This is a genomic window from Rhizobium centroccidentale (assembly GCF_030182565.1).
Taxonomy (GTDB): domain Bacteria; phylum Pseudomonadota; class Alphaproteobacteria; order Rhizobiales; family Rhizobiaceae; genus Rhizobium.
This window is the reverse complement of the sequence record NZ_JAQJCG010000008.1, coordinates 143,348-159,113: the sequence shown is the minus strand read 5'-3', so window position 1 is coordinate 159,113 and position 15,766 is coordinate 143,348. Positions and strand designations below refer to the sequence as shown.

14 protein-coding genes and 1 tRNA gene are annotated in these 15,766 nt (G+C 58.7%); 10 read left to right on the top strand and 5 right to left on the bottom strand.

The window, feature by feature from the left end:
* Positions 1–121: 121 nt before the first annotated feature.
* On the bottom strand, positions 122–994 hold the full coding sequence (locus PH562_RS13250) for a MurR/RpiR family transcriptional regulator (protein WP_285173576.1): 873 nt from the start codon (positions 992–994) through the stop codon (positions 122–124).
* Positions 995–1,227: 233 nt separating this feature from the next.
* Between PH562_RS13250 and PH562_RS13245 the strand changes: the two genes are divergently transcribed.
* From PH562_RS13245 to PH562_RS13235, 3 genes are all read left to right on the top strand, one after another.
* Positions 1,228–2,346 (top strand): Gfo/Idh/MocA family protein, encoded by a 1,119-nt coding sequence (locus PH562_RS13245; protein WP_285173575.1) that lies wholly within the window; start codon positions 1,228–1,230, stop codon positions 2,344–2,346.
* A 143-nt stretch (positions 2,347–2,489) separates the two neighbouring features.
* Entirely contained in the window at positions 2,490–3,707 is a 1,218-nt protein-coding gene (locus PH562_RS13240) for an NAD(P)/FAD-dependent oxidoreductase (RefSeq protein WP_285173574.1), read from the top strand.
* Between the two features lie 129 nt (positions 3,708–3,836).
* Positions 3,837–3,926: transfer RNA gene (locus PH562_RS13235), tRNA-Ser, on the top strand.
* A 72-nt stretch (positions 3,927–3,998) separates the two neighbouring features.
* Here the strand turns inward: PH562_RS13235 and PH562_RS13230 are convergent.
* A complete protein-coding gene (locus tag PH562_RS13230; RefSeq protein ID WP_285173573.1) occupies positions 3,999–4,913 on the bottom strand; it encodes a LysR family transcriptional regulator in 915 nt (304 codons plus the stop codon).
* A 119-nt stretch (positions 4,914–5,032) separates the two neighbouring features.
* Between PH562_RS13230 and PH562_RS13225 the strand changes: the two genes are divergently transcribed.
* The 4 genes from PH562_RS13225 (at position 5,033) to PH562_RS13210 (ending at position 9,203) form a co-directional block, all read left to right on the top strand.
* The gene (locus PH562_RS13225; protein WP_285173572.1) at positions 5,033–5,761 is read left to right on the top strand and encodes an SDR family oxidoreductase; all 729 of its coding nucleotides are present in this window, start codon (positions 5,033–5,035) and stop codon (positions 5,759–5,761) included.
* A gap of 72 nt (positions 5,762–5,833) precedes the next feature.
* Positions 5,834–6,091, top strand: coding sequence for an Atu4866 domain-containing protein (locus PH562_RS13220; RefSeq protein ID WP_285173645.1), 258 nt, complete (start codon positions 5,834–5,836; stop codon positions 6,089–6,091).
* Positions 6,092–6,626: 535 nt separating this feature from the next.
* Complete coding sequence (locus PH562_RS13215; RefSeq protein WP_113229498.1) at positions 6,627–7,688, top strand: porin; 1,062 nt, start codon at positions 6,627–6,629, stop codon at positions 7,686–7,688.
* A 447-nt stretch (positions 7,689–8,135) separates the two neighbouring features.
* Entirely contained in the window at positions 8,136–9,203 is a 1,068-nt protein-coding gene (locus PH562_RS13210) for a porin (RefSeq protein ID WP_113229499.1), read from the top strand.
* A gap of 125 nt (positions 9,204–9,328) precedes the next feature.
* On the opposite strand, the gene PH562_RS13205 is transcribed toward PH562_RS13210, so the two are convergent.
* The gene (locus PH562_RS13205) at positions 9,329–10,222 is read right to left on the bottom strand and encodes an alpha/beta fold hydrolase (protein WP_285173571.1); all 894 of its coding nucleotides are present in this window, start codon (positions 10,220–10,222) and stop codon (positions 9,329–9,331) included.
* A gap of 126 nt (positions 10,223–10,348) precedes the next feature.
* Positions 10,349–12,400, bottom strand: a complete 2,052-nt coding sequence (locus PH562_RS13200) for a lytic transglycosylase domain-containing protein (RefSeq protein WP_285173570.1) — start codon at positions 12,398–12,400, stop codon at positions 10,349–10,351.
* A gap of 216 nt (positions 12,401–12,616) precedes the next feature.
* On the opposite strand from PH562_RS13200, the gene dapA reads away from it, so the two are divergent.
* Positions 12,617–13,501, top strand: coding sequence for a 4-hydroxy-tetrahydrodipicolinate synthase (gene dapA, locus PH562_RS13195; protein WP_285173569.1), 885 nt, complete (start codon positions 12,617–12,619; stop codon positions 13,499–13,501).
* Between the two features lie 136 nt (positions 13,502–13,637).
* Positions 13,638–14,117 (top strand): SsrA-binding protein SmpB, encoded by a 480-nt coding sequence (gene smpB, locus PH562_RS13190; RefSeq protein WP_015339291.1) that lies wholly within the window; start codon positions 13,638–13,640, stop codon positions 14,115–14,117.
* 296 nt (positions 14,118–14,413) lie between these two features.
* Here smpB and PH562_RS13185 read toward each other — a convergent pair whose 3' ends face one another.
* Positions 14,414–14,998 (bottom strand): LabA-like NYN domain-containing protein, encoded by a 585-nt coding sequence (locus PH562_RS13185; protein ID WP_285173568.1) that lies wholly within the window; start codon positions 14,996–14,998, stop codon positions 14,414–14,416.
* A 310-nt stretch (positions 14,999–15,308) separates the two neighbouring features.
* On the opposite strand from PH562_RS13185, the gene rpoZ reads away from it, so the two are divergent.
* The gene (gene rpoZ / locus PH562_RS13180; protein WP_069616142.1) at positions 15,309–15,707 is read left to right on the top strand and encodes a DNA-directed RNA polymerase subunit omega; all 399 of its coding nucleotides are present in this window, start codon (positions 15,309–15,311) and stop codon (positions 15,705–15,707) included.
* Positions 15,708–15,766: the final 59 nt, after the last annotated feature.

Sequence of the window (15,766 nt, the reverse complement as noted above, 5' to 3'; positions counted from 1 at the left end):
GTTATTGAAAGTGCCGGTGCTCGTTTCGTCCCGGCTGCTATGGATCTAGCGGCCATCTCCCGCGGCCGTGATCTTGGTTGTAGTGAAACATTGGTTCCGAGATTTTGTCAATTCGGAATGTTTATTCCATTTTCGTTTTATCGGCTTTTGTTGCAGCTTTTCGCCGGCGCTCGGCAATGGCAACCGGAAAGGCCATGATCAGCGCCATCGATGCCGACAACGAGCGGAAACCGGCAAAATCGGCTTCCGCCACTTCAAACCAGTAGTCCGCGCAAGCGGTAAGCGGCGAAAAAGCCGAATCGGTAATGGCGATGACCGGCACGTCGCGCGAGGCGAGATCCTGTGCCTGCGCCAGGCTATCGGCTGCATAGGGCGAAAAGCTTGCGGCGATCGCGGCATCCTTCTCCGTGGCGAAGCGGGTTATCTCGCCGTCAATGCCGTTCGGCGAGGCGACGATCTGGTGACGTATGTTGAGCTTGGAAAAGGCATAGGTCATATGTGCCGTCAGCGGATAGGAGCGGCGCTTGGCGATCAGATAGATCGTCTCGGCCGCTGCAAGCACGTCGACGGCTTTGGCGAAGGTGTCGGTCTCGATGGTTGCGGCGAGCTTGCTGACGGATTGGCTCGCCGCAGAGAGGAAGCCGGAGAGAATGCTGGCTTCTTCGTTCTCTACGCCGGAGCGTTCTAGCGTTACCAGCCGCTCCTCATAGCTCAGCGTCCGGTCGCGCAGCCGTTCGCGAAAGATACTCTGAAGATCGGAAAAGCCCTCATAGCCGAGGTGACGGGCAAGGCGCACCAGCGTGGAGGGTTGAACTTCGGCGGCCGCGGCAATGCTGGCTGTCGTGCCGAAGGCGATCTCATCGGGATTGCCGAGCGCAAAGGCGGCAACCTGGGCCAATCGCTTGGGCATGGCATTCTTGCGCTCTATGATGGTGCTGCGCAGGCTTTCGAAGTCGCGTGGTACCTTGGTCTGCGTCTCGATATTGTTGTCCATGCACCGTCCTTCAGCTCCCCCAATGCCCGTAATGAAACAAACGTTCCATATTTCTAACGATACCGGATTTTGAATCGCTCGGCACGAATAATTTTAAGCTTATGATTCTAAATAGATAAATTTGAATTCTTGCCGGCGGAAAAGATGCCGATGCCATAAGTGCGCTTGTCAAAACGGTCTAAATATTCCAAAAATCGCGCAACTTCGGGAGCGGATTTGAGGAGGAAGGGCAAATGAAGCCGTTGGGCGTCGGATTGATCGGCACCGGTTATATGGGCAAATGTCATGCGCTGGCCTGGAATGCGGTCAAAACAGTATTCGGTGATGTCGCGCGGCCGCGCCTGGTGCATCTCGCCGAAGCCAATGCTGATCTGGCAAAGGCGCGCGGCGACGAATTCGGCTTCGAACAGGCAACGGCCGACTGGCGCGATCTCATCGCAGACCCGGATGTCGACGTCGTCTCCGTCACGACCCCCAACCAGTTCCACCCGGAAATGGCGATCGCAGCCCTTGAAGCCGGCAAGCATGTCTGGTGCGAGAAGCCGATGGCGCCGTCCTATGGCGATGCCGAACGCATGCTGGCGGCCGCCAAGGCCTCGGGCAAAGTCGCCATCCTCGGTTACAATTATATCCAGAACCCGGTGATGCGGCATATCAAGTCGCTGATCGCAGAAGGGGCAATCGGTACGGTCAATCACGTCCGCGTCGAGATGGACGAGGATTTCATGGCGGATCCGAACGGCCTGTTCTATTGGAAGAGCGAGCTTGCCTCCGGTTATGGCGCCCTCGATGATTTCGCCGTGCATCCGCTTTCGCTGCTTTGGTTCCTGTTCGGCCATGTCGAAGCTGTGATCACTGACATGGTGAAGCCCTATGCCGAACGGCCGTTGAAGGATGGTGGCAGCCGCGCCGTCGAAAACCACGATCTTGCCAATGTGCTGATGCGCCTCGGCGGCGGCATTTCCGCCGTGCTAATGGCCAATCGCTCGGCCTGGGGCCGCAAGGGCCGGATCGCGCTGCAGATCTTCGGCTCTAAAGGCTCGATCTCCTATGACCAGGAGCGCATGAACGAATTCGAGCTCTATCAGGCCGAGGGCAGGGACAGCGAGCAGGGCTTCCGCAAGGTGCTGGCCGCACCGGCGCACAAACCCTATGACCGCTTTATCCCGGCGCCTGGCCACGGCCTCGGCTTCAACGATCTGAAGATCATCGAATGCCGCGAACTGATCCGCGCCATAGCGGGCGAAGCTGGGTCAGTCGTGTCTTTCAAAGACGGCCTGCGCATCGAAAAATCAGTGCACGCCATGGCGCAATCCTTCCACGAACGGCGTTGGGTCGAAATATCAAGCTGAGCGTTTGGCCTAATTTTCTCCCGATCCGGGGCGCAGGGTCAGCCGTGATTGACGCTTGCGGATGCAGGCGTTACCCCTGAAGTCCATAGGCAGCCTTCCGCGCACCGCGGAAGGAGCGCCATAATAACAATGGAGTACGGATTGTGACGGGCAGATTGGTCATTGTCGGGGCCGGGCAGGCGGGTTTCGCGCTCACTGCCAAATTGCGCGGGTTGGGTGATTCGCGGCCGATCACCATCGTCGGTGCCGAAGAGAACCTTCCCTATCAGCGACCGCCACTGACCAAGAAGTATCTGCTGGGCGAGATGACTTTCGATCGTCTGCTGTTCCGGCCTGAACATTGGTATGCCGATAATAATGTCGAGATCCGCCTGTCCACCTGGGTCGAGCAGATCGATCGCGCCGCAAAGCAGATCGTCATGCAGGACGGCTCCAGGCTGGATTACGAGACGCTGGCGCTTGCGACGGGCTCGACGCCCCGCCGCCTGCCGCCCTCCGTCGGCGGCGCGCTCGAAGGTGTCTATCTCGCCCGTGACAAGCGCGATGCCGATCTTCTTGCCGGCGAAATGCGCCCTGGGCGCCGGGTGCTCATCATCGGCGGCGGCTATATCGGGCTCGAAGCGGCCGCAGTGGCGCGCCATCGCGGCCTTGAGGTCACACTCATCGAGATGGGCGACAGGATACTGCAGCGTGTGGCGGCCAAGGAAACGGCCGATATTTTCAGGGCTATCCATCAAAAGCACGATGTCATCATTCGCGAAAAGACTGGCCTGAAGCAGCTCATCGGTCGCAACGATCATGTCACCGCTGCCGAATTGTCCGACGGGTCTACCATCGATGTCGATTTCGTCGTGGTCGGCATCGGCGTCGCTCCCAATGACAGGCTTGCCAAGGAGGCCGGCCTCGAGGTCGGCAACGGCATCGTCGTCGATTCGTTTGCCCGCACCTCCGATCCCACGATCTTCGCCATGGGCGATTGCGTGGAGTTGCCCTGGGAGGGCGGCCGTATCAGGCTCGAATCGGTGCAGAATGCCGTCGATCAGGCTGAGGCCGCGGCGGGAATCATAGCCGGCGGCGAAAAAGCCTATGATCCAAAGCCGTGGTTCTGGTCGGATCAATATGACGTCAAGCTGCAGATCGCCGGCTTCAATCTGGGTTACGACGAGACCCTTCTGCGTCCCGGTGCTCGCGAGGGCGCGGCCTCCGTCTGGTATTTCAAGCAGGGCCGTTTCATCGCCGTCGACGCGATAAACGACGCAAAGGCCTATGTGACCGGCAAGAAGCTGCTGGAAACCGGCGCCAGCCCGTCAAGGGAGATCCTTGCCGACCCGGCCGCGGATTTGAAGCAGCTGCTGGCTTGATGTGAATTTTCGAGCCGGCCGGAGCATGGTTCGGTCGACAATCGTCTGTTGCTGAATCATGGAAAGAACGTACACAAGCGCGAAAAAGCGCTTGCGTCGATAAATGAATGGCCCTATCAGGGCCGCACCGGAGAGGTGGCCGAGTGGTCGAAGGCGCTCCCCTGCTAAGGGAGTATACCAGAAATGGTATCGTGGGTTCGAATCCCATCTTCTCCGCCATTTTCCCAATTATCCTACCCTACAGACGACGGTCCACGATCTTGGCGCTGCCAGACCGGATAAGGCCAATCATTATTGGGAGTTTCGGCCTGCAAAGCCTTCGTAGCGCTTCAGGTATGCTATGAGCGCCCGCAGCTTCGGAGCCATGTTTCGTCGATTGGGATAATAGAGGTAGAAGCCAGGGAAATAGGGGCAATATTCCTCCAGGATCGGCATTAGCTCATTCCTCTCTATGAAGGCACGAAAACTTTCCTCCATCCCGAATGTGATTCCCCCTCCGGCGACAGCCAGCTTGATCATCACTCTCATGTCATTGGTCGTTACTTCCGGTGCGACTTCTACCCGGAATTCCTTGCCTTCTTCCGCGAACTCCCACCGATAGGGGACAGCCTTTGGCGAGGGGCGCCAGCTTATGCATCGATGCATGGAGAGTTCCTTCGGATGTTTGGGGATGCCGAATCGGTCGCGATAGGCCGGGGAACAGACGGCCAATTGCCGCTCGTTGCCGGCGACCGGTACGGCAATCATGTCCTGCTCGATGACTTCGCCAAGCCGGACGCCGGCGTCATAGCCTTCCGAGACGATGTCGAATTCCTCGTCCGTGACAGTAATATCGAGTTGGATTTCGGGGTTGGCGGCCGCGAAGCCCGCGAGAAAATCGCCGGAGAGAAATCGCTCCGCGATCGACGAGACGGCAAGCCGTAATTGACCGCGGGGCCGCGTCCGCAAAGTGTCCGTCTTTTCCATCGCGGTGCGTATGTCAGAGACTGCCGGCTCCACCTCCGCGTAGAGCCGTTCGCCGGCCTCCGTCAGGCTGACGCTGCGGGTTGTGCGCTGTAGCAGCGCGATACCCAGGCTCTCCTCCAATCGCCGGATGGTCTGGCTGACTGCCGAGCGGGTGACGCCGAGCCTATCGGCCGCGGCGCGAAAATTGCGCTCCTGAGCGACAAGGATGAAGACGGCGAGAGCATTGAGATCGGGCCACATTGGTAACTACTACTTTCCAAGTTGTCACTGAATGGATGGCTTATCACGACAATGAGGCTCTGTATCCTCCCTATAGCCGGTTCCAGGAGAGAACCGTTCACATAGCAAGGAGTGATCGCATGCCTATCGATAAAGTCGTTCTCATTACAGGTGCCTCCAGCGGCATCGGTGCGGGCATCGCCCGCGAACTCGCTTCCGCCGGCGCAAAGGTCATGCTCGGCGCCAGGCGCATCGACAGATTGGAAGCATTGGCAGCCGAGATTCGGGAAATGGGCGGCACGGTTATGACCCGCCGGCTCGATGTCACCGACAGGGCTGACGTTGCCGCCTTTGCAGAGGCGGCACGCGCGGCTTGGGGAAGCGTTGATGTGATCGTCAACAATGCCGGCATCATGCCGCTTTCCCTGATGGCTTCGATGAAAGTCGAGGAATGGGACAGAATGGTCGACGTCAACATCAAGGGCGTGCTTCATGGCATTGCGGCGGTCCTGCCGGAAATGACGGCGCGCGGCTCCGGCCACATCATCAACATCGCTTCGATCGGGGCTTTGGCCGTCTCTCCGACCGCCGCCGTCTATTGCGCGACCAAGTATGCCGTTCGGGCGATCTCCGATGGGCTGCGCCAGGAATGCCGCGATATCCGGGTCACCTGCATCCATCCGGGCGTCGTCGAGAGCGAGCTGGCCGATACGATCACCGATCCGGTAGCAGTCGAAGCGATGAAATCCTATCGAGCCGTGGCGCTGGCGCCCGATGCCATCGGTCGGGCGGTGCGTTTCGCCGTCGAGCAGCCCGATGATGTCGATGTCAATGAGATCGTCGTTCGCCCGACGCGGGCGACACATTGATTCGCGGTCTCTTTGCTCTCACCCTGGCCGGCCCGCGTCGTATTCGCGCCGCCTGCGCTTTCCGAGGATCGAATTGAAATGAAGAAACCGATACATGCTTACGTCGGCATGTGGACGACTGCCGACAATCATATCCGTCATGAACTCCTGCCACACGGCCGATATATCGAAGCGCGGGGAAGCCGTGAGCGTGCCTATCAGGGGCGCTACGCGGTGACGGGCGATCATATCGACTATTGGGACGATACAGGTTTCACCGCCGATGGCGATTTCATCGATGGCGTGCTCCATCACGCCGGAATGATCCTCTATCGAAGGAATGACGTGTAGAGCGATATCTGGTCGCTGGCGGTTTGGCCTTTGCTCGATGCCTGCACGTCGCGGTCGAATCGGCCATTTCAGGGAATCACCCGCGTCCTTGCGTCGTTTTGGGACGCGGGCCGGGCCCAACAGTGGCTGTCGATACCGGGTAGGCCGGCGAAGCAAGCGTCATACAGAGCTTACCAAAACCAGCAAAATCCGCCGGTTAGCCATGGAAAGGCCATTCGAGTGCCTTTTTCCAATTAGCGGCGACCGTTTTCACTGCGCACGTAAGTGCCGGTAGATTAAGGAGTTTCTTAATGAAGTCTAAATAATTGCGGCCGCCGTGTTGCTGACTTGTGTCCTTTCGGCAACAGGGCTTGCGGAAGGCTTACGCAAATCCCCCGTTCCGCGAAAATGTCGATTGCGTGACAGTGCACGTCTTGTATTTTCACTCTCGGAAGCGAGGGCGATTGATCGTCCACTTCTTGAAACACGAGGATGGGACAGGGAATACCTTCGGGTAGTTCTCATTCTCGATATAAAACTTTGACTGGAGGTCAATATGAACATCAAGAGCCTTCTTCTCGGCTCCGCTGCCGCGCTCGTGGCAGTTTCCGGTGCTCACGCGGCTGACGCTATCGTCGCTGCTGAGCCGGAGCCGCTCGAATACGTCCGCATTTGCGACGCATACGGTGCTGGTTACTTCTTCATCCCGGGCACGGAAACCTGCCTCAAGATCGGCGGTAAGGTTCGTACCGAAGGTCAGTGGTATGACGCTTACAATCCTGACAGCCACCTGGGCACGCTGTGGCACACTCGTGCTGAGCTCCGCCTGCAGACGGCAACCGATACCGAATACGGCCCGCTGAAGACCAACACCGAAATTCGTTGGGACTGGAACGACGGCAACGCCACCAAGACCAACCTGCTGCACGCCAGCATCAGCCTCGGTGGTTTCACCGTTGGTAAGGAAGACTCGGAGTTTAACGTCTTCACCGGTTATGCCGGCGACGTCATCAACGACGACGTGGTCTATGACGGCCCGTACGAACTGAACCAGATCACCTACAACTATGATGCCGGCAACGGCTTCACGGCTGTGATCTCGCTCGAAGACAGCAACTCCGGCACGGGCGCGACCGGTGCAAACGGCGAAGACAGCACGAACCACTACCTGCCTGACGTTGTTGCAGGTGCCGGCTTCAAGTCTGGTGCATGGGGCTTCAAGGTCGTTGGCGGTTACGACTCGATCGTCGAAGAAGGTGCTATCAAGGCTCGTGTCGATGCTGACTTCGGTGCGTTCTCGGCCTTCTTGATGGGCGGCTGGAACACCGATGGCGACAAGCTGAACAAGTACGCCGGTGCAAACGGCGCTGGTCCGGCTTCCAACATCGGCTGGGGTGACTGGGCTGTCTGGGGCGGCGTTGGCGTTCCGGTCAACGAAAAGCTGAAGTGGAACCTCCAGCTCGCTTACACCGACTCCAAGATCTTTGCCGCTACCACCAACGTCAAGTGGAACCCGGTTAAGAACCTGCTCATCGAGCCGGAAGTCTCCTACACCAACTGGGACTCCATCAATCAGGACCAGTGGGCTGGTATCCTCCGCTTCGAGCGCTCGTTCTAATCTGATTTGACTTCGGTCATTTAGATTTCTCACTACGGTGATGGAAAGCCCGGCCAATGGCCGGGCTTTCTTAATTTGAGAATATCGACAAATTAGAATGCAGTCTTGAGAGTGCTCTATACTCTTTTTCGACGCGATCGACCCGTGGTCGCGTGTATTTTTAGCGTAATCTTAAGTAACTGTGAGCTGGGACGTGTCGGCAATATGACAGTTTTGCGACGTGATTTTTGTGCAACGCACTCGTTTGAAACCGCCGTCACAATTGTTCATAGTTTATCTCTGATATTGCTCTGAAAAAAACGATCTGTAGGTTCCAAATCGGAAACGAGACTTAGTGTCTTGGTTCTCCCAGATCAGGGGTCAACTTTTAAAACCAGGTGGGGTAGGGCGCGTCGATTTTCTCGGCGCGAATTGTCATACCTGATCGATATTGGAACTGGAGTTACTATGAACATCAAGAGCCTTCTTCTCGGCTCCGCTGCTGCGCTGGCAGCAGTATCCGGTGCTCATGCTGCTGACGCGATCGTCGCTGCTGAGCCGGAGCCGCTGGAATACGTCCGCATCTGCGATGCATATGGCGCTGGCTACTTCTTCATCCCGGGCACCGAAACCTGCCTCAAGATCGGCGGCCGTGTCCGTACCGAAGGCGGCTGGTACAACGCCTACAAGGCTGGCCAGGACGCTGGTGGCCGCGGTACCTATTGGCATACCCGCGCTGAACTCTCTCTCGACACTGCCACCGACACCGAATACGGCCCGCTGAAGACCAATACCGTTGTTCGTTGGGACTGGAATGACGGCAATGCGACCACGACCAAGCTGCTTTGGGCCAACATCAGCCTGGGCGGTTTCCTCGTCGGTAAGGCCGATTCGGTCTACTCGACCTTCCTCGGCTACGCCGGCGACGTCATCAACGACGACGTGATCGAATACGGCATCAACGGCACCGACGAACTGAACCAGTTGACCTACAAGTATGACGCCGGCAACGGCTTCACGGCTGTGATCTCGCTGGAAGATTCCAATTCCGGCACGGGCGCGACCGGTGCAAACGGCGAAGATAGCACGAACCACTACCTGCCTGACGTCGTTGCCGGTGTTGGCTACAAGGCCGGTGCCTGGCAGTTCCGCGTCGTCGGCGGCTACGACTCCATCGTCGAGGAAGGCGCCGTCAAGGCTCGCGTCGATGCCGACTTCGGCGTTCTCACCGCTTTCGTTATGGGCGGCTGGAACACGGATGGCGACAAGCTCAACAAGTATGCCGGTGCCGGCGGTGCTGGTCTCGGCTGGGGTGACTGGGCTGTTTGGGGCGGTGTTGGCGTTCCGATCAACGAAAAGCTGAAGTGGAACCTGCAGCTTTCCTACGACGACCTGAAGACTTTCGCCGCGACGACGAACGTCAAGTTCAACCCCGTCAAGGACCTGCTGATCGAGCCGGAAGTGACCTACGTCAACTACGACGCCGTCAACAAGGACACCTGGGCTGGTATCCTTCGCTTCCAGCGTGTGTTCTAATTCGGTTCGCCGAACAAGTTTGACAAATCTTCTGGTCAGACCTCCGATCAGAAGAGGAAAGGCCCGGTTTCCCAACCGGGCCTTTTGCTTTGGGCAGGTGTCGAACAGTGCGCGGGTGCCTGTTGTCAAAACTCCGAGATGAAATGCCGGATCGTATCCGGGACATCGCCCAAATGTAAAATCGGGGCATGTCCTTGCCCTCTCGCGATCTTAATGACCATCTCCGGATGGCGCCTTGCCATCTCGTCCGTTGTGATCTGTGTCAGAAGCTTCGAATTCTCGCCACGAATCACCATCAGCGGAATATCCTGAAACGCTTGGAATTGCGGCCACAGGTCTGGAATCGGCGCTTCCATGTCGAGTGCCTGCATCTGCGCTGCGATGGCAGGATCGTAATCGGCAACCGGCTTGCCGTCGCGAAAGGCATAGATTGCCCGTGCCATGTCCTGCCAATCCTCTTCGTCAAGCGCGCCAAAGGCGCCGCCATGATTCTCCCGTAGGATCTCGATCGCCTCGTCCCAATTGGCGGGTTTCTTGTCCCGATTGAGATAATCGCGGATATCCGCCAATCCCATCTTCTCAAGGACTGGACCGATATCGTTAAGAATCACCGCCTTGAGGATATCCGGTCGGCTGGCTGCGAGCATGTGCAGAACCAATCTGCCGCGCGACGTGCCGATGAAGATCGCCTGATGAATCCCGAGCGCAGCGCAGACCGTGAGGACATCTTGCCCTTCCACGATGAGATTGTAGCGGGATTTGTCCTTACCCCATTCGGAGGCCCCGCGTCCGCGGGCGTCGAGCGTAATCACCCTGCGCGGGGCTGCCGGGTCCTGTGACAAAAGCAGCGCCAGTTGATGAAAGTCCCGCGAGTTGCGCGTCAGGCCGGGCAGGCAGAAGACGGGTGTTCTGGCCTTCGCGATCGTCTCATCGCCGGCATAGTCCCGCACATGGAGCTTCAGGCCATCTTCCGCTGCGATCGTTCTGGCAAGAAAACCGCTTTCGTCGTCGCTGCGCATGCGCCATCCCTCGTACCTCGGCTGTCGCGAGGGATGTAACGTCATTTCCGCAGCCTACACAACTACGGTTGTTGGCTGAAGCATATCGCGCAAGGCCGGGCGGCGCCTTCGCGATAGTGATGGGCCTTAGCCGCGGCCGTCGACCAGATCGTGTACGATGTCGGTCTTCTGTCCCAGCCGCGCCTTGTAGACCTGATAGTTTTCCATCACGCGCTGCACGTAGTTGCGGGTCTCGGGGAAGGGGATGCGCTCGATCCAGTCGATCACATCGTCGAGCGACTTGCCGCGCGGATCGCCATAGCGGCTGATCCATTCCGGCACCTTGTTCGGCCCTGCATTGTAAGCGATGAAGGTCAGGATGTAGGAGCCGCCGAAGGTGTCGATCTGCTCGCCGAGATAATGGGCGCCGAGCGTGGCGTTATAGCCGGCATCCTGCGTCAGCTTGTCGGCGGAATAGGTTATGCCGTGCCGGCCGGCAACGGCCTTTGCCGTCTTCGGCAGCAACTGCAGCAGGCCGCGGGCATTGGCAGAGGAGACTGCGGCCGGATTGAAGGCGCTCTCCTGCCGGGCAATGGCATAGGCGAGTGCCTTGCCCGAGCCGGAAATATTGGCGTTGTCCGGAATGACGCCGATCGGGAAGGCCAGTGCAGCGACGTCGATGCCGCGCCCATACGCGATCTTGCCGATCTGCAGCGAAAGCTGATGATTGCCGGAACGTTCGGCACGGGCGGCCAGCATGGCGACTTCGCCGGGGCTATCCAGCTGTTTGGCGAGCGCGCGATAGAGCGCGTCGGCGCGCCATCCGTGCCCTGCGGCCTCAAGCCGCGAAATCGCCTGTACCGCCTCGCGTCCCTGAAAGCGCTGACGATCCGCGGCCGAGGGCGAGGGATAGGTGACGTTGAGGGTGCGGCGTCCAAGTTTCTCGGCGGCAAGCTGACCGTAGAAGGTGCTCGGATAGGAGGCGGCCTTCGCGAAGAAATCGGCAGCCTTGCCCGGTCCGCCCGCTTCGGCGGCGCGGCCGAGCCAATACCAGCCGCGCGATTGCGAGATCGGTCCGTTCGAGACCTGCAGGATCTTGCGGAAATGGGCTGACGCGTTTGTGCCGTCCTGCAGCCCGCGCAGAGCGTACCAGCCGGCATGGAATTCGGCCTCGCCGACATCCTGCGGGCTTTCCGCGACGCTGGCGTCGACGACGCGATAGGCGGCCTTGAATTCACCTTGATCCACCAGGCCGCGGCTGACGATGCGCTGTTCGGCCCACCATGCGCCGGGGCTGACGAGCACATTCGGGTCACGCGGCATTTGCGCCAGAAGATTGGCGGCATCGTCATATTTGTTCTGGCGACGCAGGTTTTCGATCCGCATGAAGAGATAGGCGGGGTCCCTGCGCCATTGCGCGTCGATGGATGCAATCAGTGCATCAGCCTTCGGCGAGCGATCATTGACCGACGCCCACGCCTTGTAGAGCGATTGCGCCCTGCCGAGGTCGCCGAAGCGTTTGGCCTGCGCGGTCCGGTCGCGATAAAGCAGATAATCCATGCGCGCCTTGTGATCGGCAGGCGAAAGCAGGCTGGGGAATTCCGCAAGGATCTTGTCTTCGAGAGCCTTGTCCAATGGCTCATCGCGCCAGATCTTGCGGATCAGCTTTGCGGCCTGCGCCGACGCGCCGCGTGCCATAAGGGCACGCGAGAGGATGATGCTGCCCTCCACGGTCTCCGGCTGCGAGTTGCCGAAGGCGGCAAGGACTTGATCCGTTGCCGGATTTTCTGTGTAGAGCGCCCGCTCGGAATTGGCGCGCAGGCTGCCGAGGCCCGGCCAGCCCTGAAGCTCGCGGGCGGCGGCGGCAATCTCGCCGGAGGGAATGCCCGGTTGGCCCGAAGTCGCGATTGCCCAGGTCAGGATATGGCGATCGAGCGTGCCTTCGTCCATGCCGTTGCGGATGGCGAGCGCCTCCATCGGGTTCTTGTTGGAAAGGGCATCGAGGCCTGCTTTCAGGTCGCCGCTGACGGGGGCGATAGCGCCGCTACGCGGGATCGCGGCCGTGCTCATGGGGTCCGGCGCCATGGCGACATAGGCATTGGCGCTCGTCGGTATCTGCTGGCCGGGAAGTTGCGAGGCAACCGCGCCCCAGGCGACCGCCAAGCCCACGGCGGTCCAGATCATGACAGGTCTCTTCATCCGGCTACTCACAAAACAAAAGGCCCCTTCCATTTGCCAAATGCAATATTAACGAAACCTTACCGGTGGCCCGAATTTCAATCAATTATGATATCGGAAACTGCCCTTAACCATTCAAAGCGTGCTTGTCGCCGTCAAGCCGGCGCTTTATGGTGCGCGGATTCATAACCATGGATTGCGGCTGAAGCATGAATGCCGCGCCGCTAGGAGACTTGCATGTTCCAGGGATCCATTCCCGCTCTCGTGACGCCCTTTACTGACGCCGGCAAGGTGGACGAGGCTTCCTTCGTCTCGCATGTCGATTGGCAGATAAAAGAGGGCAGCAAGGGACTGGTGCCCGTGGGTACGACGGGTGAATCTCCCACCCTCTCGCATGATGAACACAAGCGCGTCGTCGAGCTCTGCATCGAGATCGCCAACAAGCGCATCCCGGTGATGGCAGGCGCTGGTTCGAACAACACACGTGAGGCGATCGAGCTGGCGCAGCACGCCGAAAAGGTCGGGGCTGATGCGGTGCTGGTTGTGACGCCCTATTATAACAAGCCGACGCAGAAGGGCCTCTACGCCCATTTCGCCGCAATCGCGGAAGCCGTGAAGCTGCCGATCTACATCTACAACATTCCCGGCCGCTCGGTCGTCGACATGACGCCGGAGACCATGGGCGCGCTTGCCAAGGCCTACGCCAATATCGTCGGTGTGAAGGATGCGACCGGCAAGATCGAGCGCGTGTCCGAGCAGCGCATCACCTGCGGCCGCGATTTCCGCCAGCTTTCCGGTGAGGATGCGACGGCGCTCGGCTTCAACGCCCATGGCGGTGTCGGCTGCATCTCGGTCACGGCCAACGTCGCGCCGCGTCTATGCGCGGAATTCCAGGCGGCCACACTTGCTGGTGACTATGCCAAGGCTCTCGAATATCAGGATCGATTGATGCCGCTGCACAAGGCGATCTTTCTCGAGCCTGGCCTCTGCGGTGCCAAATACGGTCTCTCCCGCCTTGGCCGCATGAGCCGCAATGTGCGCTCGCCGCTGCTGTCGACCCTGGAGCCTAGCACCGAGGCGGCGATCGATGCGGCCTTGCGCCACGCCGGCCTCTTGAACTGAGACTTCACAAGCCTGCTGCCGAAACTCTGCAGGGCCGCTCTCTTCACAAGGAGGGCGGTCTCGCTTATTTAGGGTGCAGGAATCTGGCGCGCCCTTAGTCGCTGCCGGAATGACGCAAGAAAAAAGAAGAAGAATCATGGCACCCAAAGGCAGCCAGCGCGTGGTGAACAAGGTCGTGGCGGAAAACCGCAAGGCTCGCTTCAACTACGAGATCATCGATACCTATGAGGCAGGGCTCGTGCTGATGGGCACCGAGGTCAAATCGCTGCGCGAGGGCAAGGCCAATATCGCCGAATCCTACGCTTCGGACGAAGGCGACGAGATCTGGCTGATTAACTCCTATCTGCCGGAGTACCTGCAGGCGAACCGCTTCAACCACGAGCCGCGCCGCCGCCGTAAGCTATTGCTTTCCAGTCGCGAAATCGGCCGCCTGCGTTCGGCGATCAATCGTGAGGGCATGACCCTGGTACCGTTGAAAATCTATTTCAACGACCGTGGCCGCGCCAAGCTGGAACTGGCCCTTGCCAAGGGCAAGAAGCTGCATGACAAACGCGAATCCGAGAAGGAACGCGATTGGAACAGGCAGAAGAGCCGCCTGCTCAAGGACAATGGGTGAGGGTGAGGAGCGATCGGGCAAAGCCCGAGCAATCGATCCAGTGAATCGATTGCAGCGACGAACGCCCTGAGCCCTAGCGAAGGGCCGGCTGCTGCGGCAAACGCGAACGCTTCCGCCATGCACAGCTATCCCTGGGCAACTATAGCTGCACGTGAATCGATTGCAGCGACGAACGCTCCTTCCGCAGGCTCAGGATTCCCTAGCGAAGAGCCGGCTGCTGCGGCAAAGACGAAACGCTTCCGCTGCGCAACTAGTCTTCGGTAAACAACGCACCTATCTGATGCAGCCAGTCCCAATTATTCTTCGGCATCCGAAGCGGCTGGTGTCGGTTCGGCGGGACGTTGTGGGCGCTCCGAAGCCTCGCGGCCGATTTCCGCCTTCAGTGATACGAGATCGATGAAATGATCGGCCTGGCGGCGCAGGTCGTCGGCGATCATCGGCGGCTGGGTCGACATGGTCGAGATGACGGACACTTTGCGTCCGCGGCGCTGGAGAGCTTCAACGAGGGTCGTGAAATCGCCGTCGCCGGAAAAGATCACCAGATGATCGACGGTTTCGGATTGCTCCATGGCGTCGATCGCCAGCTCGATATCCATATTGCCCTTGATCTTCCGGCGTCCCATGGAATCGGTGAATTCCTTGGCCGGCTTGGTGATGACCTTGTAGCCGTTATAGTCGAGCCAATCGATCAGCGGGCGGATCGAGGAATATTCCTGATCTTCGATAAGTGCGGTGTAATAATAGGCGCGCAGGAGATATCCGCGTTTTTGAAATGCTTTCAGGAGCTTACGGTAATCAATATCGAAACCGAGGCTCTTGGATGCAGCGTAAAGATTGGCGCCGTCGATAAAGAGTGCAATTTTTTCGCGTGGGTCAAACATCGCTTACATATCCACTGTTATAAAAACGTAATCACTTCATTTAAAAGCAGCTAAAACAAGGCCTTGTAAGGCATTGCAGAATAATTCGTATTACTTTATGAATTATTCATATAATCGAGATTTAGGGCACGAAATGCGATATTCCAAGCAACCTCAGGTGGAAAACACCGTTTGTCTAGGGGAATTTTAGCACTTTCCCAGAGGGTGCAAAGGCGCTGAAACAGGAAAAACTTGAATTTGCCATCGTTTGCTTGTATCGGCGTGCTACTCCGAGACATGATGACGACATCACGACCGCAAAGGACAGGCAATGGCCCGTGTCACAGTAGAAGATTGCATTGATAAAGTAGAGAACCGGTTCGAGCTCGTGCTGCTCGCCAGCCATCGCGCCCGCCTGATTTCGCAGGGCTCGTCGATCACCATCGATCGCGACAACGACAAGAACCCAGTCGTTGCTCTGCGCGAAATCGCCGACGAGACGCTGTCGCCGGACGATCTCAAGGAAGATCTCATCCATTCGCTGCAGAAGCATGTCGAAGTGGATGAGCCCGAGCCCGATCCTGCAAGCCTGCTCGCCGCCGGCGCTTCCGCCTCCAGCGACGAGGAAGAAGATCTGCCGGAAACCGTTACGTTCGATCAGATGTCGGAAGAAGAACTTCTGGCCGGTATCGAAGGTCTGGTTCCGCCCGAAAAAAGCGACGATTACTGATCGTCGACCTTGATGCTCCGGGCAGGAGCGATATGATGTGGAAATGCGTGCGCCGGTCA